21 protein-coding genes are annotated in these 24,364 nt (G+C 35.9%); 14 read left to right on the top strand and 7 right to left on the bottom strand.

All coding sequences use genetic code 11. The annotated features are described in order from the left end of the window. Positions 1 to 12 precede the first annotated feature (12 nt). Positions 13 to 1,020: an alpha/beta fold hydrolase gene (locus IRZ99_RS03165; protein WP_228519000.1), complete on the bottom strand. Its 1,008-nt coding sequence runs from the start codon at positions 1,018 to 1,020 to the stop codon at positions 13 to 15. A 145-nt stretch (positions 1,021 to 1,165) separates the two neighbouring features. Continuing rightward, the gene (locus tag IRZ99_RS03160) at positions 1,166 to 1,954 is read right to left on the bottom strand and encodes an alpha/beta hydrolase (protein WP_194655881.1); all 789 of its coding nucleotides are present in this window, start codon (positions 1,952 to 1,954) and stop codon (positions 1,166 to 1,168) included. A gap of 359 nt (positions 1,955 to 2,313) precedes the next feature. Here IRZ99_RS03160 and IRZ99_RS03155 point away from each other — a divergent pair, with 359 nt between their 5' ends. The 7 genes from IRZ99_RS03155 to IRZ99_RS03125 all read left to right on the top strand — a co-directional run bounded on the left by IRZ99_RS03155 (position 2,314) and on the right by IRZ99_RS03125 (position 10,330). Beyond that, the gene (locus tag IRZ99_RS03155; protein ID WP_194655880.1) at positions 2,314 to 3,795 is read left to right on the top strand and encodes an ankyrin repeat domain-containing protein; all 1,482 of its coding nucleotides are present in this window, start codon (positions 2,314 to 2,316) and stop codon (positions 3,793 to 3,795) included. Positions 3,796 to 3,943: 148 nt separating this feature from the next. Next, positions 3,944 to 4,423, top strand: coding sequence for a DUF2271 domain-containing protein (locus tag IRZ99_RS03150; protein WP_194655879.1), 480 nt, complete (start codon positions 3,944 to 3,946; stop codon positions 4,421 to 4,423). 71 nt (positions 4,424 to 4,494) lie between these two features. Next, positions 4,495 to 6,681, top strand: a complete 2,187-nt coding sequence (locus IRZ99_RS03145; RefSeq protein ID WP_194655878.1) for a PepSY domain-containing protein — start codon at positions 4,495 to 4,497, stop codon at positions 6,679 to 6,681. 13 nt (positions 6,682 to 6,694) lie between these two features. Further along, the gene (locus IRZ99_RS03140) at positions 6,695 to 7,711 is read left to right on the top strand and encodes an FAD:protein FMN transferase (protein ID WP_194655877.1); all 1,017 of its coding nucleotides are present in this window, start codon (positions 6,695 to 6,697) and stop codon (positions 7,709 to 7,711) included. A 437-nt stretch (positions 7,712 to 8,148) separates the two neighbouring features. Further along, positions 8,149 to 9,027 carry an AraC family transcriptional regulator gene (locus IRZ99_RS03135; protein WP_194655876.1) on the top strand — a complete coding sequence of 293 codons (879 nt, stop codon included), beginning with the start codon at positions 8,149 to 8,151 and terminating at the stop codon, positions 9,025 to 9,027. Between the two features lie 70 nt (positions 9,028 to 9,097). Next, on the top strand, positions 9,098 to 9,940 hold the full coding sequence (locus IRZ99_RS03130; protein ID WP_194655875.1) for an NAD(P)H-binding protein: 843 nt from the start codon (positions 9,098 to 9,100) through the stop codon (positions 9,938 to 9,940). 6 nt (positions 9,941 to 9,946) lie between these two features. Beyond that, a complete protein-coding gene (locus tag IRZ99_RS03125; RefSeq protein WP_194655874.1) occupies positions 9,947 to 10,330 on the top strand; it encodes a DUF5367 family protein in 384 nt (127 codons plus the stop codon). Between the two features lie 67 nt (positions 10,331 to 10,397). Here the strand turns inward: IRZ99_RS03125 and IRZ99_RS03120 are convergent, their stop codons facing one another. Continuing rightward, the gene (locus IRZ99_RS03120) at positions 10,398 to 11,090 is read right to left on the bottom strand and encodes a hypothetical protein (RefSeq protein WP_194655873.1); all 693 of its coding nucleotides are present in this window, start codon (positions 11,088 to 11,090) and stop codon (positions 10,398 to 10,400) included. Positions 11,091 to 11,316: 226 nt separating this feature from the next. Between IRZ99_RS03120 and IRZ99_RS03115 the strand changes: the two genes are divergently transcribed. Next, on the top strand, positions 11,317 to 13,686 hold the full coding sequence (locus IRZ99_RS03115; RefSeq protein ID WP_194655872.1) for an arylsulfatase: 2,370 nt from the start codon (positions 11,317 to 11,319) through the stop codon (positions 13,684 to 13,686). Between the two features lie 17 nt (positions 13,687 to 13,703). After that, the gene (locus IRZ99_RS03110; protein WP_194655871.1) at positions 13,704 to 15,209 is read left to right on the top strand and encodes a DUF1254 domain-containing protein; all 1,506 of its coding nucleotides are present in this window, start codon (positions 13,704 to 13,706) and stop codon (positions 15,207 to 15,209) included. Between the two features lie 73 nt (positions 15,210 to 15,282). Here IRZ99_RS03110 and IRZ99_RS03105 read toward each other — a convergent pair whose 3' ends face one another. From IRZ99_RS03105 to IRZ99_RS03090, 4 genes are all read right to left on the bottom strand, one after another. After that, complete coding sequence (locus IRZ99_RS03105; protein WP_194655870.1) at positions 15,283 to 15,708, bottom strand: hypothetical protein; 426 nt, start codon at positions 15,706 to 15,708, stop codon at positions 15,283 to 15,285. 105 nt (positions 15,709 to 15,813) lie between these two features. Then, the gene (locus tag IRZ99_RS03100; protein WP_194655869.1) at positions 15,814 to 16,779 is read right to left on the bottom strand and encodes a transporter; all 966 of its coding nucleotides are present in this window, start codon (positions 16,777 to 16,779) and stop codon (positions 15,814 to 15,816) included. A gap of 15 nt (positions 16,780 to 16,794) precedes the next feature. Beyond that, a complete protein-coding gene (locus tag IRZ99_RS03095) occupies positions 16,795 to 19,191 on the bottom strand; it encodes an arylsulfatase (protein ID WP_194655868.1) in 2,397 nt (798 codons plus the stop codon). 61 nt (positions 19,192 to 19,252) lie between these two features. After that, entirely contained in the window at positions 19,253 to 19,492 is a 240-nt protein-coding gene (locus IRZ99_RS03090; RefSeq protein ID WP_194655867.1) for a hypothetical protein, read from the bottom strand. A 515-nt stretch (positions 19,493 to 20,007) separates the two neighbouring features. Between IRZ99_RS03090 and IRZ99_RS03085 the strand changes: the two genes are divergently transcribed. The 5 genes from IRZ99_RS03085 to IRZ99_RS03065 all read left to right on the top strand — a co-directional run bounded on the left by IRZ99_RS03085 (position 20,008) and on the right by IRZ99_RS03065 (position 24,205). Beyond that, positions 20,008 to 20,235 carry a hypothetical protein gene (locus tag IRZ99_RS03085; RefSeq protein ID WP_194655866.1) on the top strand — a complete coding sequence of 76 codons (228 nt, stop codon included), beginning with the start codon at positions 20,008 to 20,010 and terminating at the stop codon, positions 20,233 to 20,235. A gap of 214 nt (positions 20,236 to 20,449) precedes the next feature. Beyond that, a complete protein-coding gene (locus IRZ99_RS03080) occupies positions 20,450 to 21,055 on the top strand; it encodes a DNA-3-methyladenine glycosylase (RefSeq protein ID WP_194655865.1) in 606 nt (201 codons plus the stop codon). Between the two features lie 322 nt (positions 21,056 to 21,377). Beyond that, positions 21,378 to 21,968: a TetR/AcrR family transcriptional regulator gene (locus IRZ99_RS03075; protein ID WP_194655864.1), complete on the top strand. Its 591-nt coding sequence runs from the start codon at positions 21,378 to 21,380 to the stop codon at positions 21,966 to 21,968. Between the two features lie 137 nt (positions 21,969 to 22,105). Beyond that, entirely contained in the window at positions 22,106 to 22,546 is a 441-nt protein-coding gene (locus IRZ99_RS03070; RefSeq protein ID WP_194655863.1) for a PaaI family thioesterase, read from the top strand. 108 nt (positions 22,547 to 22,654) lie between these two features. Further along, positions 22,655 to 24,205: a DHA2 family efflux MFS transporter permease subunit gene (locus tag IRZ99_RS03065; RefSeq protein ID WP_194655862.1), complete on the top strand. Its 1,551-nt coding sequence runs from the start codon at positions 22,655 to 22,657 to the stop codon at positions 24,203 to 24,205. Positions 24,206 to 24,364 lie beyond the last annotated feature (159 nt).

The raw sequence follows: 24,364 nt of genomic DNA, 5'->3' as shown, positions 1-24,364 counted from the left end.
TTTTTTAAAGAATTATTTCGCCAGAAAAAAGGCCAATAAATCTTTTTGAACCTGAGCCGTATTTTCCTGAACCAACCAGTGCCCTGAACCTGCAATTTTAGATTCTGATACATTTTCTGCCACCAATTTAGAATGCTCTTTAAGAAAAGCTGCCGCAAAATATTCTCCACCCATGGCCAACAAAGGCATTTTTAGTTTTGTCTTTGCAAAAACTAAATTGTCTTTTCCGTCCTGCGGGAAAGCCCCAAACCATTTAAAAGTAGATTTAGCTCCGTCTTTAACAGCATAAGCTCTTACAAATTCAGCCGTTTCTTCTGGAGTAAAAGGATCTTTAACGTGTCCCACCATTGGCCAGAAATTAACTAAAAACTCTTTTTCTTTTCCTTTTACGATATCTCCTGAAGCTGGCCATGCAAAAAATCCAAACCACCATGCCGAAGCCGAAACTTGTGACCAAACTGGTTCGATTCCTGGAAGTAATGCATCCATCAAAGCCAGTTTTTTTACTTCGCTGCCATATTGCGCCGCATAAGCATACGCCACCATAAGTCCGATATCGTGACCGGCGAGATTAACACTATTGTATCCAAGTTTTTTAACCAATTCATGAATATCGGTTGCCATTGTTTTTTTATCATAACCTGATTCCGGTTTGTCTGATTCTCCAACTCCTCTTAAATCGGGAGCTATAACAGTGAAATGTTTTGATAGTTCCGGAAGCAAACGATTCCACATGTACCAGTTTTGACCAAAACCGTGTACTAAAACAAGTGGCTCTCCCTTACCACCAATTACATAATGGATATTAACACCGTTTACAAAAGCGGTTGCATGTTTAAAGTTAGCCGGAGGATCAGCAGGCTTAACAGTTGCCGAATCAGTGGTAACTTTTGCTTCGTCGACTGCTATTGGTTCTGCTTTTTTGTTGCACGACACAAGCATAAAAAAACTAATTATTAAAAGACCTAAAAAAGCTTTTCTATTTTTTGATCTTGCATTTTCGTTGGAAATTGATTTCATAATTTTAGATTTAAAGTGGTTATTAATTATTTAGAAGAAAAAAGAACATAGAATATAGAGTATAGATTTTAGCGCAAATTCTTGACTCTTGACTCTTGACTCTATATTCTGTATTCTTTATTCTGTATTCTTTATTCTATATTCTTTATTCTTTATTCTTTATTAGCCATTCCGAAATAAAAATTGCGATTTCCTGCCAGCCGGGTTGCCCTAAAACAAAATGGTTTCTGCCGGAGAAAAGTTTATAGTCCGTAACTGAGTTTTTATCGGTATATCTTTTAAAATTCTCTTGGTTTAATTGATATGGAATCGTGTGATCTGCATCTCCTGCGATAAATAATATTGGACGATGTGGTTTAGAGAAATCAACTTTGGCAACAGCTGTAATTGTATCTCGAACCACAAGTTTTGATTCCGGAATCGCCAATTCTTCATATCCTTTTTTCTGAAGTTCGAAAGACAAACCATTGGTAAAAGCATATTGCCATTGCGGAAATGTCATTAAAAAAGTCTTTTTTGCAGAAGTAAAAAAACCTAACGGTCCCCATCCTGCTTTTAGAAATGAAAATTTAAAAGACATAATACCTTGTGGAGGAACCGAATGAATAGCAACAATGGCTTCCGCCAACCCTTTCTGATTTAAAATCTGAGCAATCAATCCGCCCAAAGAATGACCGATAATAATTGGTTTTTCTGAAAATGATCCTGCAATTTCTTCAAAATAATTTATCAGTTGTTGCAATCGAATCGATGCTATTTCGGGATCTGGATGACGCTGGCGAAGCTTTTCTGCTGTATCATTTTTATAAGGCCACGGTGGAGCAAATGTTTCGTATCCTTTAGATTCGTAAAAATCCCGCCAATCGTTCCAGGATTCATTACTCACAAAAGCTCCTGTTATAAAAAGAATTGTTTTTGGATTTTCGGTGTGCATACAGTCGTTATTAGATTGTTATGCAATCGACTAGGCTAGAATAATGCCTGTATTTTAAAACGCTATTAATCAGTGTTTTAAAAAATTTTATAATAAAACAAAAAACTATATATCGCTAATTGGCAATAAAATATTTGCGATATGACACTAAAGAATCCGTATAATAATTAAACATTTTTGAATTAAGTAATCTTAAGAGTAAATTAAGATTGATTTTTCTACACCAAATAAAATTGTCTTACTAATATTTATTTTTACATTTGTCTTATTTTTATTTATTCTAAATAGATTCCTTTTTCAGGCATTTTTAGAGTGTAAAAAACAAACCCAATTATTTTAAAAATTGTAAAATTCTAAATATGAAAAAGAAACTTTTCATTTCGATTGCATTAGTTGCAGCCTTATTTTCGAATGCTCAGCAAAAGAATATTTTATTAGAAGCCTCTTTTTGGAAGTCCGCTCCAAATGTAGAAACTGTAAAAGCCGAAATAGCAAAAGGAAACAATCCGGCAGAAGCCAATGCAAATGCATTTGATGTAGTTGTTCTTGCTATAAATAATGATGCTCCAAATACAGCAATTAAATTTTTATTAGAGCAACCTGGAAATCCAATCAACAAATCGACTCACGATAATCGTATCTATTTACACTGGGCCGCCTATAGAGGAAATGTTGAAATGGTAGAATATCTTATTGCAAAAGGTTCAGATATTAATTTTGAAGACAGTCACGGAGCTACTCCAGCTGATTTTGCTGCGGCTAACGGACAAATTGATCCGGCTTTATATGAGGCATTCTTCAAAGCAGGATTAAATCCGAAGAAAAAATATAACGATGGCGCCAACTTATTATTGCTTACGATTCCGTTTGATAAAAACCTGACAACTGCTGAATTTTTCACAACTAAGGGAATGTCTCTTAAAGATGTGGACAATAACGGAAATACAGCTTTTAATTATGCTGCAAGAATTGGAAATATTGACTTATTGAAAAAAATTGCTGCAAAAGGAATCAAAGCTACAGATAATGCTCTTTTTATTGCTGCACAAGGAAGCCGTAGAGAAACTACTTCATTAGAAGCTTACAAATATTTGGTAGAAGAAGTAAAACTGAAACCTACAGCTGTAAACAAATCAGGAGAAACTATTCTTCATGTTTTGGCAGGCAAAGCAAATCAAAAAGAAATCATCAATTATTTCCTTGCAAAAGGCGCAGATGCTAATAAAGTAAATAAAGACGGGAACACACCTTTTATGATTGCAGCCGGAGCCAGAGAAAATGGCGCATTGGAATTGTTACTTCCAACCACGAAAGACATTAATTTAAAAAATGTAAAAGGAGAATCAGCTTTAACAATGGCTGTAAAATCAGGAACTCCTGAAAATGTTGCGCTTCTTTTAAATAAAGGGGCCGATGTAAATGTTATGGATAAAGACGGGAATAATTTAGGCGTATACCTAATCCAATCCTATCGTCCTGAATCAAAAGGGCCAGATCCTTTAGAAGCAAAAGTAAAATTATTACAGGAAAAAGGTTTAAATCTTGCTGCTGCTCAAAAAGATGGAAACACTTTGTATCATTTAGCGGTTGTAAAAAGTGATTTGACTTTATTGAAAAAACTAGCTCCTTTAAATATAGATGTTAATGCCAAAAACAAAGACAGCATGACGGCTTTACATAAAGCTGCCATGATTTCTAAAAACGATGAAATCCTGAAATATCTGATTTCAATTGGTGCTAAAAAAGACATTAAAACTGAATTTGACGAAAGCGCCTACGCTCTTGCCAAAGAAAATGAGTCTTTAACAAAACAAAATATATCAATCGACTTTTTAAAATAACTTAAAAGCAAGATGTAAAATGTGAATTGTGAGATGTTGGAAGTCAATCCATAATCAAATTTCCCATTTACCATTTTACATCTCACATCTCACATCTCACATTTCCCATCTCACAAATAACAATTAACAATTCACAATTAACAATTATATGAAATCAATTCTTAAAGTCGCTTTTACAGCTACGTTAATATGCCTTGTCTCTTTTCAATCTGTTGCACAAAGCAAATACAAATGTATGCTTCAAATGAACAATTATATGGGCGAAGGTGCTTATATCGTAGTTTCACTAATTAATCCAAAAGGAGACTATGAAAAAACACTTTATGTAATGGGTGATGACAAAAAATGGTACAAATCATTGAAAGAATGGAATAAATTTCAAACTCAGAAACATGAAGATATTAGTGCAATAAGCGGAGCATCAGTTACGGGTGGCGATCGTAGTATTACTACTTTTGAAATTGAAGATGCTAAACTAAACAAAGGATATAAATTACGTTTTGAATCGGCTGTTGAAGATCAAAAATATTATGTGACTGATGCCGAAATTCCGCTAACAACTGCCGGACTTGCTGATAAAACAGAAGGTAAAGGTTATATTAAATACGTAAGATTAAACAAAATCTAATACATAAAACCATAGCTTTGTCAAAGTTTTAAACTTTGACAAAGCTTACTTACTTTTTAGCATAATACTTCATGACTCTTTCTTTTTGGCGTTCCTCTCACCTGGCTTTGGCTTTGGTTTCTTCTTTATTTTTGATTTTGGCATCGGTAACGGGTATTATCCTGGCTGTTGATGCTGTACAGGAAAAAACACTTCCGTATAAAGTCGAAAATTTTGATCAAATAACGCTGGGAGAAACGCTTCCTGTATTAAAAAAATCCTATTCTGAAATGACGGAGCTAACCGTTGATTGCAATCAGTTTGTAACGTTGCAGGCTATCGATCAGGATGGGAATGATATCAACGCTTATGTTGATGTCAAAACAGGAAAAAAATTAGGAACTCCGGTTAAGAAAACTGAGTTTATTCAATGGATCACGAGCTTTCACCGCTCTTTATTTTTACATGAAGCAGGTCGTTTTTTTGTCGGTGTTATTTCCTTTTTATTATTCCTGATTGCTATTTCCGGGTTTGCTTTGGTTTTGAAAAGACAAAAAGGAATTCGTAATTTCTTTTCGAAAGTAATCAAAGAATATTTTGCTCAATATTACCATGTTGTTTTAGGAAGATTGGCTTTAATTCCAATTTTAATTATAGCACTTACAGGAACGTATTTGTCGCTGGAAAGGTTTAACTTTTTCATGGATAAAAAAGAGCAAAAAGAAAAAACAGAAAAAATTATTCCTACCAAAAAAGGGGCGAAAGTCAATGTTTTCAAGACTATACTTTTAACGGATGTAAAGAAAATCGAATTTCCTTTTACAGACGATCCTGAAGAATATTACATTATTGAATTAAAAGACCGTGAAATTGAAGTGAATCAGGTTACGGGTGAAGTAATTAGCGAAAAAAAATCGCCAATGACGGCTCAATTTGCTGCTTTGAGTTTAGACCTTCATACCGGAAGAATTAACGCGATCTGGGCTCTGGTTCTGGCTATTGCTTCATTAAATATTCTCTTTTTTATTTATTCCGGTTTTGCGATGACTTTAAAAAGAAGGTCAAGCCGAATTAAAAATAAATTCAAAGCCAGCGAAAGCAAATACATTTTATTGGCTGGGTCTGAAAACGGAAGCTCTTTGCGATTCGCCAATGCGATTCAGAAACAATTGAATGCTGCTGGTGAAAAGGCTTTTTTAACCGAATTGAATAGTTATACGACTTTCCCAAAAGCAGAACATATTATTATTTTTTCTTCCACACACGGATTGGGCGATGCTCCTTCTAACGGCAGAAAGTTTATTTCCCTTTTACAAAAACACAAGCAACAGCAAAAAATCAATTTTTCTGTGGTTGGATTTGGTTCAACAGCTTATCCTGATTTTTGCGGTTTTGCCCGCGAAATTGATGAACTTTTAGAAGAACAAAACTGGGCAGAACGTTTTCTGGATTTACAGACTGTCAACGACAAATCGGCGGTGGAATTTGTAGAATGGATTAAATTGTGGAGTGCCAAAACCGGAATTCTGTTGTCTACAACGCCTTCTTTATACAATCACGCCCCGAAAGGTTTGCAGAAATTAATGGTTCTGGATAAAACGGCTGTTTCTGAAACAGAACATACTTTTATTCTTACGCTTAGAGCTAATATGAGAGCTAAATTTACCTCTGGTGACTTACTGGCCATTTATCCTGCCAATGATACCAGAGAGCGCCTCTACTCTATCGGAAACCATTCCGGTAACATTCAATTGGTTGTAAAACTACATCCAAACGGATTAGGTTCCGGCTTTTTGAATGAGTTAAAACCCGGCAATGTCATCAAAGCACGAATCATCAATAATCATGCTTTTCATTTGCCTAAAAAAGCTTCAAAAGTGGCGTTTATCTCCAACGGAACCGGAATTGCGCCTTTCCTTGGAATAATCGAACAAAACAAGAAAAAAACCGAAACGCATTTATACGCCGGCTTCCGAATGGAAACGGAAACGGTTACAGGTTATAAAACCTTCGCATCCCAAATGATGCAAAAGCAACATTTACAAAGTTTTCATTTAGCTTTGTCCCGTGAAGAAAATCATTATTATGTGATGGATTTGATCAAACGTGATGCCGAATTTTTTCTGGATTTATTAGAAAATAATGGCGTAATCATGATTTGTGGTTCATTGGCTATGCAAAAAGATGTTGAATCAACACTTGATGCTTTATTATCTGAGAAAAATAAACATTTAAGCGATTATAAAAACAAGGATCAAATATTGACGGATTGTTATTAAACCAAAAAGCTTTATGAAAACGAATTACAAATCCCTTTTCAATCCATTCCTTTTCCTTTTGGTATTGGTTTGCAGTTTCAATACTGAAGCTCAAACGTTACGAAAAAGAACAACAATGCTTATGGGAGGCCGATTTGATATTTCAATTGTAGCAAACGATTCTTTGACAGCAGAAAAATCAATTGATGAAATTATTGCTGAAATCACCAGAATTGAAAACCTGATTTCGGACTGGAAACCTACCTCTCAAGTTTCAGAAGTCAATCAGAATGCAGGAATTCGTCCTGTAAAAGTCGACAAAGAAGTTTTTGAGCTAACACAAAGAGCGTTGCATTTTTCTGAAATTACAAATGGTGCTTTCGATATCAGTTTTGCTGCCATGGACCGCATCTGGAAATTTGATGGCTCAATGACCGAAATGCCTTCGGCGGAAGCCATAAAAAAATCAGTAGAGAAAGTCGGTTACAAAAACATCATTTTAGACAGCACGCAATCGACTATTTTCCTGAAATTAAAGGGAATGAAAATTGGATTTGGCGCTTTGGGTGAAGGATACGCTACTAACAAATGCAAAGATCTAATGCTTTCCAAAGGCATCAAAGCCGGAATCGTAAATGCAACCGGAGATATGACCGTTTGGGGAAAACAACCCAATGGCAAAGACTGGAACATCGGAATGACAAATCCTTTTGATACTGATAATCTTTTTGCCGTTGTTCCGTTGCACGATGGCGCGGTAACGACTTCAGGTAGCTATGAAAAATTTGTAGTTTTAGATGGAAAACGATATTCTCATATCATCAATCCTGCGACCGGATACCCTTCAACCGGACTTTGCAGCGTTTCTGTTTTTGGTCCCAATGCCGAAACAGCCAACGGATTTAGTACTTCGATTATGGTTTTAGGAAAAGAAGCCGGAATCAAACTCATCAATAAATATCCGGAATACCGCTGGATTATGATTACAGATAAAGGGAAAATTATTAAATCGAAGAAGTTTAATAAGACGAAGTTTCATTTAAAAAACTAGGTTCTTTTTAAATATGCTTTGTGTGAAAGAAATGCGCTTAAGTTTAAACACATAGAAACATAGCTTTTGAAACCGCTTAAAAAGGCATTTCATTTACCTAAAAACACATAGCTATGTGCGAGAAACTAGTTTCTTTTCATTGCCTTCTTTTTAGACACAAAAACTATGTTTCTATGTGTTTAATTTTTTTCTCACGCAGATTCGGCAGATTCGGCAGATTTTTAATTTTTAATTTTTAATTCCTTAAAAACGCAAAGCTATGTGTGAGAAACTAGTTTCTTTCCATTACCTTCTTTTTAGACACAAAAACTATGTTTCTATGTGTTTAATTTTTGTCTCCCACAGATTTAGCAGATTTTTAATTCTAAATTTTTAATTCTTTTACTATTTAAAAAACAGCAACTTTTCATACTTTTATCAAAACATCCTGATTTCGTATGACAACAGATATTTTAGAAGTAAATGATTTTATTGTTTTGATTGAGCAGTCTTACGCGACAAAAACGGTAGTAGAGAAATGCGAAATTGACGGCGATTCCATTGGTTTTGCTTTTTATGGTTCCGGCAATGTCGAATTGGAAATCAAACATAACAATCAAACCAAATACCTCACGAATACTACCGGTTTAGCGATTTGTTTCTTTGGAAATCAGAAAGTAGAATTCGCCCATAAAATCGAACCGGATAAACCATTACAATCGATAAGTATTTTTGCCAAACTTAAATATATTAACTCATTGCCTAAGGCTGAAAAAGAAATCTTCGAAAATCATCTTTCAGATTTGATGCATCCAAAAGAGCATTTTGTAAAAGGACCTGCATTTTATATGACGCTGGACATGCAAGTGGCTGTTCAGAAAATCTTCAATACGTCGTACACCGGGACTACCCGACTGCTATTTTTAAAAAGTCAGGTCAACGAACTTTTAGCCCATTTTTTTGCTTTGCTAACCACAGACAAAAAAGCGGATTTATCTGAATACGACAAAAACAAATTGTTTCATGCGAAAGAAATTGTAACAACAAACTATTCCAAACCACCATCGATTACCGAATTATCCAAAATGGTCGGCCTCAACAGCAATAAACTGAAAAAGAATTTTAAAGAGCTTTTCGGAATTCCGGTTTTCAAATACATTCAGGAAGAAAGACTGCATAAAGCCTATGAATTGCTTCGTGATAGTGAAAAAACCGTACAGGAATCGGCTTGGGAAGTGGGTTATGAAAGTTTGAGTTCTTTTTCGAATGCATTTTATACTAAATTTGGGACACGACCGAATGATGTCAAACAACAATTCTTTTCAAACAAATCTTAATTCTTTTCCGACAAATGATTTCGTTCTAATCAACCCAATTTTGTATCAGTTAATCACAAAACGAATTGATATGAAAACTACAAAAATTTTAGTTCTGGGAGCCAATGGAAAAACAGGACGCAGAGTATTGGAAAGATTAGAAAATAATACTGATGTTGAAGTTCGCGCAGGTTCACGATCTGCCGCCATTCCGTTTGACTGGGAAAAACCGGAAACCTGGCAAGCGGCGCTTCAGGACATAGATGCCGTTTATATTAGTTACCAGCCTGATTTGGCTATTCCTTCAGCAACAACTGCTATTCAGCTTTTTAGTGGCTTAGCTACGCAAATGGGCGTTCAGAAAATGGTTTTACTTTCCGGAAGAGGCGAAAAAGAAGCGCAAATTTGTGAAGAAATAGTGAAAACCAATGCCAAAAAATGGACAATCGTACGAGCAAGCTGGTTCAACCAAAACTTTAGCGAAAGCTTCTTTCTGGAGCCAATATTAGCAGGTTACGTTGCATTACCAAGAGCCGAAGCACTAGAACCTTTTACAGATGCTGATGATATTGCCGATGTAATTGTAGCTTCGATTTTAGATGACAAGCACAACGGACAAACCTACGAACTTACAGGGCCAAGATTATTAACTTTCAAGGAAGTTATTGCAGAAATTGCGAAAGCTACGGATAGAGAAATCGCTTTTCAATCTCTAACTTTAGAAGAATATATTCAGATGCTGAGAGAATACCAGGTTCCGGAAGATCATATTTGGCTGGTTAACTATTTATTTGAACAGGTTTTGGATGGCCGAAATTCATCCATTACTTCAGATATAGAAAAGGTTTTAGGCAGAAAAGCCAAAGATTTCTCTGCTTATGCTTTAGAAACAGCTAAAACCGGCATTTGGAATCAGACTGTACCTCATAATTAAATCAAAATGCATTTTTTGAGAGGAATGTTGTCTGGTTTATTCGTCTGGACTTGTGTGAGTTTATCTTTTTATATTTTGGGAAGTATTCCAGTAATTAAAGATTCATTCTTCGCGCAAGCTTTTATAGTTATGATTGTTATTTCATTTTATGTTTTTCTGGCGGCTCAGTTTTATTATAAAAAAGGATATCAAACTAACGGAATGATAGTTGGAATTATAATAGCAGGAACAGCCTTGTTATTGGATATTTTTATAACAGTGCCTTTTGTAGAAATTCCAAATGGCAGAAGTTATCAAAGCTTTTTCAGCAGTCCGGTTTTATGGATTTTAGTTTTGATAACTGTTTTTACGGTTTATTTTTATTGGAAAAAGAACGTCAAAATACATTAAAAAAATACGCCAGAGTCATTATGGCGTATTTTCTTTTCATATAAATCTAAAGCAATACTAACAAAAATCAGGACGGTTCTTTAAGAGGCGATTTGACCAGCCAAACTGCCTTCAATCCAAACATAATGATCACCAATGGCAAGTATAACTCATTGTTCAATAAAGTACTTATACCCAGAATATTAATATCGAGATAAGAATCGAGCATTCGTAAAAATAATCGGCAACTGTTGATAATGAAAACGACTTTTATCAGACGATCAATTCCCGTTGATTTCAAATACAAACCCGCCAAAATAATACTTCCTAACAATTGAGAGAGTCCCAACGGAAAATACAACGCCCACCAAACTTGCTGTATCGATGTAACGGTTTTAATTATTGCTGCCCGATCTGTTGCAATTGAGGTTGCATAAGTATCAACTAAATAACCCTGTACAAAAAACAATTCAATCGAACGGATAAAAAGTTCTAATAAACAAAAGATAAAAAAACCTAAAAAAGCAAGAATCCGCCAGCCTTTATCCTGCCTAAAATCATCAAAACAAATAGTAAAAAACAAATACAGTAGTCCAAACATACTCAAAAGCATCAGCCAGGACCTGTAAATATTGAGTTTATTTCCGCCATTAAGAAAATCAGTAATTACATTTCCGGTTTCGGGTACTTTTACAAAAACCCACCATTGAAAGGTTTGAACTACTATATAAATCACAGCCATTATAGCTGCCCCAATTTTCATTTGCTTATTTGTTATCATAGCTTTTGAATATTAAATTAATACATTTTAAAAACTGCTTTTGTCTTAGAATTTATCGAAAAAAAATATAAACAAATGTTACAATAACAGTACCTATACACATTCTTTTGATCAAAATTTGGTTGCATCTTATAATTTGAAACCTTTAACATTCAGCAGTTTCGAACTTCCTTTCTCATAAGTTTCTACTTTTACTATAACAATCCATTTTATAAACCACTGTAATATGAAATCAATTCAATCCCGATTATTATTGTTAGTTTTATTATCAGGAACAGGAACAATTTGTGCACAAGATGTACTTCCATTCCCTCCTGCTCCATCAGCTTCACAAGCCGGAGTAACTATAGAAACCTCTTTCTATAAAAAAAGGGAAGAACCCAAACATTTAGCCAAAGACGCTCCGAATATTTTAATTATTTTGATTGATGATGCCGGTTATGGAGCACCTTCTGCTTATGGGGGAGAGATTAATACTCCGGTTTTAGCCAGTGTTGCCAATCAGGGTGTTTCTTATAATAGATTTCACTCTACGGCAATGTGTTCACCAACAAGAGCCTCTCTGCTTACCGGGCGAAATCATACGAGAGTCGGAAACGGGCAAATTGCGGCTATAGCCAATGATTTTGATGGTTTTAGCGGAACTATTCCGAAAAACTCAGCAACAATGGCTGAAGTTTTAAAGGATTACGGTTACAATACTTCTGCTTTTGGAAAATGGCATAATACACCCGAAGAATTAATTACTTCCAAAGGTCCGTTTGATTACTGGCCTACCGGATACGGTTTTGAATATTTCTATGGATTTTTGGCTGGAGAAGCTTCTCAATACGAACCCACTTTGGTAAGAAACACAACTTATGTAGAAACACCTAAAACATCGGGCGGTCATAACTATTATCATTTATCTGAAGATTTAGCGGATGATGCTATTCATTGGCTTCAGGAACAAAAAGCTTATGCTCCGGATAAACCCTTTTTCATGTATTGGGCTCCTGGTGCGGCACATGGTCCACATCATGTTATGAAAGAATGGGCAGACAAATACAAAGGAAAATTTGATGATGGTTGGGATAAATACAGAGAACGCGTTTTTGCAAGACAGAAAAAATTAGGTTGGATTCCAGAAAACACCTTGCTTTCACCAAGAGCTGAATCGATGGCTTCATGGGAATCAATTCCGGAAACGGAAAAACCTTTTCAACGCCGATTAATGGAAATCTGGGCAGGATTTGCTGAACATGCTGATTATAATGCAGGACGTGTTATTGATGAAATCAAAAAACAAGGAAAATTAGATAATACAATCATCATTTATATTTGGGGAGATAACGGTTCTTCAGCAGAAGGATTGTACGGAACTATTAGCGAGCAATTAGCTCAGAATGGTATTCCGACCAAAATATCAGAACATATTGATGCCTTAAATAAATTGGGCGGATTAGATGTTCTTGGTGGACCAAAAACGGACAATATGTTTCACGCTGGCTGGGCCTGGGCAATGAGTACGCCTTATCAGGGAACAAAATTGCAGGGTGCTTATTTTGGAGGAACACGTCAGCCAATGGCAATTTCGTGGCCAAAAGGAATCAAACATGATACAAAACCGCATCCTCAATTTCATCATGTAATTGACATTGTTCCTACGATTTATGAAATAGCGCATATTAAAGCACCGCAAATTGTAAATGGTTTTGCCCAAGATGAAATTGATGGCGTGAGTATGGTTTATTCTTTAAATGACGCTTCCGCGAAAGATACACGTCACACTCAGTTTTTTGATATTATGGCCAGTAGAGGTGTTTATAATAATGGGTGGTTTGCTTCTGCACGCGGGCCTCGCGAACCTTGGGTTGGCGGTATCCCAAAAGGCATTAAATCCTGGACACCCTTAACCGATACCTGGCAATTGTATAATATAGATGCCGATTGGTCTCAATCAACCGATTTGGCAGCAAAAGAGCCAAAAAAATTGGAAGAAATGAAAGCGCTTTTCTTAACCGAATCGGCTAAAAACAAAAACCTGCCAATTGGCGGCGGTTTATGGTCAACCGCTTTATACCATCCTGAAGATGCTCCTGCTCCACCTTATAACAGCTGGGATTTTGAATCTCCAATTGTGGGAATGCCGGAATCAGCTGCGCCTAAATTGGGTAAAAACAGCAGTACCGTAAACATGGATGTCGAAGTTCCTGAAAATGCAAATGGAGTTTTGTACGCATTGGCTGGTTTTTCTGGCGGTGTAACTTGTTATATGAAAGATGGCTATCTTAATTATGAGTTTAATTTATTTGAAGTAGAAAGAACAAAGATTAAATCAAAAGACAAAATAGCTTCCGGAAAAGCTAAAATTGAAGTGGAATCAAAACTAGTAGATAAAATTGGCGGTGCCATGAATGTTGTTTTAAAAGTAAACAATAAAGTGGTTGCACAAGGCCAGGTTCCAAGAGCGATGTCATTACACTTTACTTCAAACGCTACTTTTGATATTGGTACTGATATTGATTCTCCGGTTTCTCTGGATTATTATGATCAGGCGCCATTTACTTTTAATGGAAAAATTGGGAAAACAACTATATCTTATATTAAAAAGTAATTTAAAATAGAAAGTCTATGATGAAGACAATCAGAACGATAAAAAGAATATTTACACCAATAGTTATGACAATCGCGTTTTCAATTTTATCGGTTGGCTGTAAAGACAAAAATGATTCAATTATAAAAGAAAACGCAGAAAAACCAACTGATTCAACTGATTTATTAAAGCAAGCTGCATCTAAAAAAGACCCTGTAATTGAAATTGCCGGCAGTGATGAAGTCCAAAAATTAGGAGATTATGCCGCTGCAAAAACAATTGGGATATTAGCTTATCAATGGGGATATGCTCCGGTAAGAATGGAAGAAACAATGAGGGAATATGTAAAAGTTCCGAATCCGAAACCTGCTACAAGTTACAGAGCACCGTTAAACCAAATAGGTTGGGCAAGATCTCTCCCAACTGCGGCAGATGCTGATATGCCAACAGCAAATAATGATACTTTTTATTTAAGTGCAGTTGTCGATCTTAAGGAGCCAATGGTTTTAATAACTCCCGACACAAAAGACCGCTATTATGTCGTAGACGTATTTGATATGTACCAAAATCTTATCAGTTATATTGGAAGAAGAACAACAGGAACAAAATCAGGCAAATTCGCTATTGTTCCTCCTGGATGGAAAGGAGCAATTCCGAAGGGCGTTACAAAAGTAATAACAGCTACAACTCCTAAAGTATGGCTTTGGGGTCGATTAGCAGTTAAAGACGGAGATAATATTGATGAACTTCATAAATTACAGGATCAGTTTAAACTTCAGACTCAGACTGAATTTAATGGTGGTAAGGCAAATGGAAATTATAGTTTGCCATCATTTCCACAACTTAATACTAAAGATAGTTTAGTATTTTACAAAAAATTAGCCTTTGCAATGTCGCAAAATCCAATTTCTGAAGTTGATAAAGGTTTAGTGGGGCAATTTGAAAAAATAGGTTTGACTCCTGGAAAATTTGATCCTTCAAAGCTGAATAAAGAGCAATTAAAAGGTTTGTACGATGCTACTCTTGAAGCACCACTAACCATTATTGCGTCTATTCGATCTGCCGCAGCTGTAGTAAACGGTTGGCAATGGGTAACGAAATTAGATAATTTTGGTTACGATTATGCCTTGCGTTCTGTTGTTGCAGGACCTTATTTAGGCGGACAGGGCGAAAAAGAAGCCTTATACCCTATTCGGTTTGCAGATAGCGAAAACAATGCATTGACTGGTAAAAACACTTATAAGATAACCTTTGATAAAGAACCTCCTGTGAATGCTTTTTGGTCATTGACTATGTACGACGCCAATAACAAACTGTTAGTTAAAAATGATCTTAACAGATACAAAATAAGTAATGATATAAAAGGGTTTGTCAAAAAAGCAGATGGTAGTTTTGAAGTTACCATTTCGCATGCAAAACCGACCAACACAAACAACTGGCTTCCAGCTCCTGATGGTGGTTTTTATTTAATTTTAAGACTTTACCAGCCAACAGATGAAGTTTTAAGCGGAAAATATAAAATTCCACAGGTTATTAAGCAATAGCCTTTTAAGCTATAAAAAATAAAGCTCCTCTAGATAGAGGAGCTTTATTTTTTATAGCTAATTGAATTTTAATTTACTTCATTCCAAACACTGTAACATCAGCTTTACCGTTTAAAAAACCTTTAGTATCATACCAAAATTCAATTGATTTTAATTTTCTTTTGCCTCCATGTAAATCAATGACTCTGCTTTCGCCACCTTTCGGAATTTCTACTCTGGTATTGATGTTTTCAGGCGCACCATCATCGTAGCGAACCACTAATCGCTGAATGTTTACAGGCGAATCTGTCACTTTAAACTTTATTTTTCTATAATAATCATGTGGTCCCGGAACCGCAAGCGCATCATGATCTGCCGTGTGTTTAGCATGAACGGTCCCTAAAACACGCCAGCTTCCAGCTTTGACGTTGTTATTATGTTTGGGATGAATAACTTTTTGCGCTTGTAGATTATTAAAACTAAAAGCACCAATACAAATCAATATTAAAACATGTTTCATTTTAATCATTTTTAAATTAAACTCTAAACCATTTTATCTCAAAAATCTATATTCTATATTCTTTTCTCTTGCCTCTTGCCTCTTTCTTCTAATCTAAAATAAAAACTACTCCGGCTTCTGCAACTTTTTCAAATTAGCATAAGATATAACAGCAGTAATTCTAATCATATTGGATTGCGCACCGTTATCGCCGGCAATTATTCCTCCATACGTTGCATTTAATCCTAACATTTTCATTACCTGATAACCTGCCGTAATACCTCCGGAAAAAAGATTCTGTTTATCATCCTGATCCACACCGTCTAATTCTAGATCACCTCCATATTGATATCCGAGATCTGCACTTAACCAAAAATTATCAGTAAAATTATGAGATAAGTGATTCTCTATTGAATACAAAGCATGTTGTTGTGATTTATTAGCCATTGTTATAAATGTCGGATCATTATTTGCCGTGTACATATGAATTGAAGGATAAATTTCCAGCCATGTTGGTCTTTTCGGATTTTTACTGAGCCAAATATCAATTGGAAAACCCACTTGAAAAGTTAACCTGTTTGATCCCAAATTAAGAGGTTTTGCACTATCGTATGATCCTGAATACCATATTCTACCATAAAACATCATCGAAAATGTCTTTTTCTCATATTGACTATATTCAATAACATTCAAAGCAGGCTGATTTACCAATCCAAGTTTAAAACCTATAAAACCATCTGCAAAACCGGACGAACTTATATGTGGTGCCGGAAGTCCGGGCTGACTTGCTGTTAAACTTCCCGAAACATCACCTGGAACGGCATTTACCATTACCTGAGCAAATCTATTTGCAAGACCAAAATTATAAACCAACGTAAGCGGAAAAGCATTAATATGCAAATCGGCATCTTCAATAAGTACATTTCCCGGTGTAATATTTTGATTCATACTCATCCATTTCGGCAGAAAAGCAAAGGTGTTTTTTGGGCTCCATAATAAATTCCTAGGTCCGTCTCCTTGCGCCATAGCTGGCAAGCTGATCATTAAAAATAATAAAATAAAATACTTAAAATTTAGCTGTACTCTTTTCATACTTTATGTTTTAAACTATAACAAATTCACTTTCACACTGTTGATTTTGCCTTCAAACTTATATGGCGCTTTTTTATAATATCGCATCGAAACAGAACCTCCAAGATCTTCTCCAACATCAAAAGTTTCGCTGGCGGTAAATGCCGCTGGAACTGTTCTTTTTACTTCACCTTTGGCATATTCTTTTCCGTCAAGCGTAATAACTACTTCTGCTGGAGCTCCGGGTTTTGCAATTGTTGTCAAGACTTCAATTATATGCTTTCCTGCTGATATTTTTTGATCGGCTTCAACTGTATATCTTTCGATTATCAGCATATTGTATTCGTATACTAATTTTCCGTTTTCCATAAATAAAGTAACGCCACCGCCGTTTCCTCCCAATGCATATAAAACACCGGACGTATTCTCTTTTACATCCAAATCAATTACAATTTTATTGCTCTTTTTTCCTAAACCGGGCGCACTAAACTCTGGCATTCTTTTCGTATTTTCATCAAAAACCCATGAATTATAAGGCGATCTGATTACATCTTCTGGATGAATACGAAGCCAGATTCCGGCGCCAATAGGATAATCTTTATTGTCTTTTGCCTGTTTATTGAAAATATCCTTTAGTTCTTTCAGTTTCTCCGGATTTTTAGCTGCCAAATCATTGTATTGCGTAAAATCTTCTTTGATATTATACAGTTCCCAAACATCTTTGCTCGAATCCCATTGCGCTAAACCTTTTTGAGCCGGAATCCAAGGAAATAAAGGTCCGAAAGTACAGGCATACCAGCCGTCTTTATAAACACCACGACTTCCGTTATTATCAAAAAACTGAACCTTCGAAACTTCTTTGGCTTTAGGATCATTAAAAGTGTATTTCATACTCACACCGTCCATTGGCATTTGATCAAAACCGTTTACCACTTTTGGTGCTTTTATACTTAAAATATCATAAATCGTTGGCACTATATCATTTATGTGATGAAATTGACTTCGTGGTGTTTTGTCTGGTTTGATCATTTTTGGCCATCTTACCACCATGGCGTTTTGAGTTCCACCAAAATGAGAAGCAACCAGTTTTGTAAACTTAAAAGGCGTATTTCCAGCCCAAGCCCAGGAAGAATGATAATTGTTTTCTAATAAAGGCCCGCCAATAGCATCTAAACCTCCCAATTTATCTAAAGCCGCTAATTGCTGTTCAATAGTATTGGAGACTCCGTTTTGCGCTAATAATTCGCTTATAGAGCCGTTTTGTCCTTCGGCACTTGATCCATTATCTCCCCAAATAAAAAATACGATGGTATTCTCTTTTTGTCCGTTTGCTTCAAGCGCATCTAAAACTCGGCCAACTTCATGATCGGCGTGTTCTACATATCCGGCAAAAACTTCCATCATTCTGATTTGAAAAGCTCTTTCAGACTGCGGAATACTTTCCCACGAAGCCATAGTTTTGTCGCGTGGTGTAAGTTGTGCACTTTTCGGAATCCAACCTAATTCTTTTTGACGTTTGAAAACTTTTTCACGGTATGCATCCCAGCCGTCATCAAATTTTCCTTTGTACTTATCTGCCCATTCCTTAAAAATATGGTGCGGTGCGTGACCAGCTCCAGGGGCGAAATAAAGTAAAAAGGGTTTATCTGCAGCATACGCTTTATGTTGATTCATCCAGGTGATGGCGTGATCAGCCAAATCGGTTGTTAAATGATAATTTTCTGTTTTTGGAGGCTCAACTGGCGTGAAATCATCAACCAAGCGCGGTTCGTATTGAGAAGTTTCTCCCGCAAGGAAACCGTAGAAATGTTGAAAACCATAATTTACAGGCCAATAATCAAATGGTCCGGCAACGGTAGTTTGGTTGGCTGGCGTATTGTGCCATTTTCCAAAGGCGGATGTACTATAGCCATAATTCTTTAAAACCTCGGCAACTGTTGCGGCTTCTTTCGGAATAATTCTGGTATAGCCATCCCAGTCTACCGCTCTTTCCGCAATAGTTCCGCTGCTGACTCTGGTATGATTACGTCCTGTAAGTAGGGCTGCTCTGGTTGGGGAACATATAGAAGTGGTATGGAATTCGTTATAAGCAATTCCTTCACTATATACTTTTGACAATGTTGGCGTATTGACACCACCGCCAAAAGTACCTGGTGTTCCAAAACCCACATCATCCATTAAAACAATAATAATATTTGGTGCATCTTTTGGCAAATGATCGGGCTGCGCTCTTCGTTTGTGCGTACTTTCTGCAAGTGTTTCGTTGGCCGTACTGGCACTTGGAACGGGCGGAAATGGTAACACATCCTGTGCCTGAAGATTAACAAATGATCCTAATAGAAAGGATAGAATTAAAATCTTTTTTCTAATAAATAGGAAAGAACATAATGTCTTATTATTGGATTTTTTTTTACTATAATAGATTTTTCTCATAGAGTAATAGATTTTAAAATTTAATTGGAATTGCAGTATTTTTATATAAAAGACCCCATCACTATCCTTTTCTGATGAGATAAATCAATATTTCATCTTCTAATTCTTTTGACAGATTCTCGCACTCCAGTTTATGCTGAAAGTACTTTTCGAATTTTTTCTTAAACTTATCCGCTTGCAGCCTGCTGGTACAATAGTCATCACAAATCATTTTAAACTTGTCGTCTACTAAATATAAAATCTTAAGCGATTCTATATACTCTGCGAATTTTGCATTATACAACTCTTTAGGAACAGCCATACTATGTGATTTTTTAAATTGATTAAATTTAAGACTTCAAAAAGCACCTTATAAAAAACAAAAATCAAATTCTTAAAACTCCCCTAATTTTAAGAACAGTATAAAGTTATGCTGTAATAGATTTTAAAAAAACAAAATCTAAATCAACTCCGTTTCATATTATAAGTTGAAACCTGATATTTATTAAATGTTGTAAAATGCATCATTCGTAAAAGAGAAAAGAGTACCTTTAAAGAACAAACAAAACGATATAACATTCTGATAATAATACAATTAAAAACACAAAAAGTATAAGATTTTGTTTCTAATGCTTTTTAGATTTGTAGTATCAATTTATAAAAACAACGAGATGAATATTTCAAATCAGAAAAACAACGTTGAAAACAGCTCCAGAACCTCTGCTAAAAAAACTAAAATAATAGCAACCTCGGCGAGAAGTAATGAGAAGTCAAGCATTGAAACCAGAAAATCAGTTCAGATAAATAAATAATTAATACCCATAAAACCTTTAGATTATGCCAAAAGAAATCAACGAAGATTTCGGTCTGGACGATCGCAATTTTCACCCGGAAGAACAGTTAATCCATTCTGTCAGTAAAAAAAAGAGAAACAAAAGATTAAAACAAGACTTAGAAACCGAACCCGACAAAAATCCTGATGATGCTCTTGATGACGCTTTAGATGAAGATCTTATAAATTTTTCAGATGAAGATTTTGATAAAAGAGACAAATCTGATTCCTGAATATAATCTTAGTCGCAATAACTAAATTTGAAATTTATTTCATGAAGAAGCTCAATTAAACAATTGAGCTTCTTTATTTTTAATCCTTAAAATGCAATTCCAAAATAAAGCTATTTTAGAAAAAAACTAAGCTAAGACAAGTTTTAATTTTATCATAAAAAACTAAATATCATATAATTAAAAATCATTTACTAAAGTATTAAATTAAGTCATTTTGAAGTTACCATTATCCTATTATCTCCATAAAGACGTCCTTTTTCTGGCCAAAGATTTGCTCGGAAAAGTGGTATTCACTCAAATCGAAGGCCAAATAACGGCAGGTATAATCGTAGAAACTGAAGCCTACTTTGGCGAAATAGACAAAGCCTCCCATGCCTACGGCGGCCGACGTACCAACCGAACCGAAATCATGTACAGCGAAGGCGGCGTCTCCTATGTGTACTTATGTTATGGCATTCATCACTTATTCAATATCGTAACTTCCGTTAAAAATGAACCGCATGCTGTGCTCATACGGGCTATTGAGCCCCTGATTGGCACAGAAACAATGGAATTACGACGCAATATGCCGATCACTAAAAGCGCTATTTCATCGGGTCCCGGTTCTGCGGCTAAAGCTTTAGGAATTGACAAGACTTTTAATCAAAAAGATTTAGGCGGAGAAGAAATCTGGATTGAAGACCACGGCATCCGATATTCAGAAAATGACATAGCCGCAACCCCAAGAATAGGTGTCGCATACGCACAGGAAGACGCTTTTTTGCCCTGGAGATTTTTCGTAAAAGACAATAAATATGTAAGCAAACCTAATAAGTTTTAAATTCAAAAATAACATAAAGTATCACATTATAAAGAACTACATATGTATCAGACTAACAAAACAATAAAAAACTACTATCGATTTTATTTATGATGCTTTATTTAAATAAAAAATGAAAAATTAGAAGGCAAAACGAAAAAAAATAAACCTTTAGAAAACAACATTTGTTTACACTTACATTTCCCTTCTTTCAAATGTTTTGCCTACAATCTACTTAAAAATTCTGATGTCATTTTTTGACTAGCTTATCAAAATAATTCACAAAAATTATAAATAATTATACCGATTGGTATATATTTGCAGTCGTAAATCATACGAAATCATGAGTAAGGCAGAAAGAACCAAACAGTTTATCATAGAAAAAACAGCTCCTCTTTTTAATACAAAGGGTTACAGCGGTACATCTATGAGTGATATTACAGAGGCAACAGGATTGACAAAAGGAAGTATTTATGGCAATTTTGAGAATAAAGATGAGGTTGCCCTTGCTGCTTTTAAATACAACATCAAGAAACTTCAGGATGCTTTTGGAAGTGAAATCGAAAAACAAAAGACTTTCAAAAATAAATTATTAGTTTACCCACGCTTGTATTCTCATTATTATGACTTAAGAGTCACAAAAGGCGGCTGTCCGATTCTAAACACAGCATCAGAAGCAGATGATACGCATCCTGTACTGCGAAAAAGTGTAGAAAGAGTAATCCTCTTTTGGAAAGAAAAAATAATGTATTTCATTGAGCAGGGCATTCTTGAAGGCGAATTCAAAGCCAAATCAATTGATGTCGAAAGAACAGCCTTGACCATAATTGCTTTGATTGAAGGCGCCGTTATGATTGCAAAAGTAACCGGAAATGTAAAAGATTTGTCCACTGTAATGCTTTCGGTAACTCAAATTATAGAAGAATTAGAATAAAGCAATAATTTCAAGGATATTTCTTTTTTTATCAAATAAAATATACCGATAGGTATAAAAAATATTTAATGTCAATTCCAATCCAACAATCCAACAATCTAAAATCCAACAATCTAAAATCTAAAATCTAAAATAAAATGACACGTTTACAAGTACTTCAAAACCACATCGACAGAGAATTTACCGCTTCGCCATCGCCTTTTATGCTTTGGATGCGACCAATAGTATTAGCCGCTGAAGACGGAAGTGTTACTTTTCAATACTTAGTCAGAGAAGAAATGTCAAATCCGGTTAAATCACTTCATGGAGGTGTTATTGCAGCTATTGCGGACGATTGTATTGGTGCTACGATGTTTTCTTTGAATGAACAGAATTTCTATACCACCATCAATCTAAATGTTGATTATTTTGCTCCGGCGCGTGTGGGCGATACCATTATCGCCAGAACATCGATTATTAAAAAAGGAAGACAATTCGTGAATGCGCAATGCGAAATCTGGAACGAAGCCCAGACGAGGTTAATTGCGACTGCGTACTCTAATTTATTTAAGACGAATTTGGTGAAACAGGAACTTTAAGTTTTTGTTTCAGGTTTCAAGTTTCAGGTTTCAGGTTTGAAATGTGCTTATAAAATAGTTACGCTTTTTTTTAATCAAAAATATACCGATTGGTATAAAAATATTATTATGACATCTCTACAACGAAAATTACTCATCTTTACCGTAATCCTCGCCGCGATTATGGAGCTTATTGATATTTCTATTGTCAATGTGGCGCTTTCGCACATGAGCGGGAATTTGGGTGCGACGCTGGAAGATACTTCCTGGGTCATTACCGCTTATGCTATTGCCAATGTTATTGTCATTCCGATTACGAGCTTTTTGAGCGCCAATTTGGGGCGTCGCAATTATTATATCGGATCGATTATTCTTTTTACGTTTTGTTCGTTTATGTGCGGGCATTCGTCGAATATCTGGATGTTGGTCTTTTTTAGATTTCTTCAGGGAATTGGTGGTGGTGCTTTATTGTCCATCTCTCAGGTTGTCGTTTTTGAACTTTTTCCGAAAGACAAACAATCTACCGCCGGCGCTTTATTCGGAGCCGGAATTTTCATCGGACCAACGATCGGACCAACGCTGGGTGGATATATTACCGAGAATTACGACTGGCCGTGGATTTTCTTAATTAATATTCCGATTGGAATTCTGGTTGCGATTTCGTGTTATTTTCTACTAAAAGAACCACCCGTAAAACCCGAAAGCTCAAAAGTCGACTGGACCGGAATTACCTTATTAGCCATCGGAGTTGGTGCCTTGCAAACCGTTCTTGAAAGAGGCGAAGTCGAAGATTGGTTCGAAACCCGCTATATTGTAGTTTTAACCGCCATTGCCACAGTCACTTTACTGGCTTTTATTTATTGGGAATTAAAAATCGATAAACCCGTCGTGAATCTGCGTGTACTGAAAAGCAAATCATTAAGTATAGCTGCGATTCTGACTTTCGTTACCGGTTTCGGAATGTTTATTTCGATTTACATCAGTCCCGTTGTGGCACAGCGTCTTTTGAGTTTTTCGCCCTATCAAACGGGATTACTTTTGCTTCCGGGTGCTTTGTTTGCTTTGGTCGCGCTAAAACTCTGTGGAACTTTACTGCAAAAAGGTGTTTCTCCTGTCCTCATTATCGCAACTGGTTTTCTGCTGTTCATTTATTTTAATTGGAGAATGTCCGGAATATCATTAGACACCAGCGCTTTTGAAGTCGCAACCGCGCTTATTTTCCGCGCTTTGGGATTGGCTTTGTTAACCGTTCCGCTAACAATGCTGGCCGTCTCTTCACTTGACGATAAAGATGTTGGACAAGGCGCAGCCCTCAACAATATGATGCGACAATTGGGCGGTTCCTTTGGTGTCTCAATCATCAACACGTATATCGCGCATCGTTATGCTGAACACCGAAACGTATTAATTTCAAACGTAACACCAGACAACGCCAACGCAATGGACAGAATAAACGCCTACATCAGTTATTTCCAACACAGAGGTTTTGCCTACAACGAAGCAAGGGCAAAAGCCTTAAAACTAATGGAAAACATCGTAACCAAACAATCTTCCTTATTAAGTTACAGAGATGCTTTTTTCCTCGTCGGCTTATTTTTCGCCCTCACCTTGCCCCTATTATTGTTAGTAATGAACAAATCCAAAAAACCAAAAACAAATATTATACTCTCTGATCATTAAAGTTTTTACCACAGATTTAAAGGATTAGTTTCTATACGCTTAAATAGCCACGACCCGAGCGATAGTGAACAGGCGAAGCAATTCACGAATGATTGCGCATAGTAATAAAAAAAATCGTGAATTCGTGGCGATCTTTTTTTTTACCAGCCTAAATCTGCC

It is taken from the genome of Flavobacterium sp. LC2016-12 (assembly GCF_015351595.1).
Lineage (GTDB): Bacteria > Bacteroidota > Bacteroidia > Flavobacteriales > Flavobacteriaceae > Flavobacterium.
This window is presented reverse-complemented; position numbering and strand designations above follow the sequence as displayed.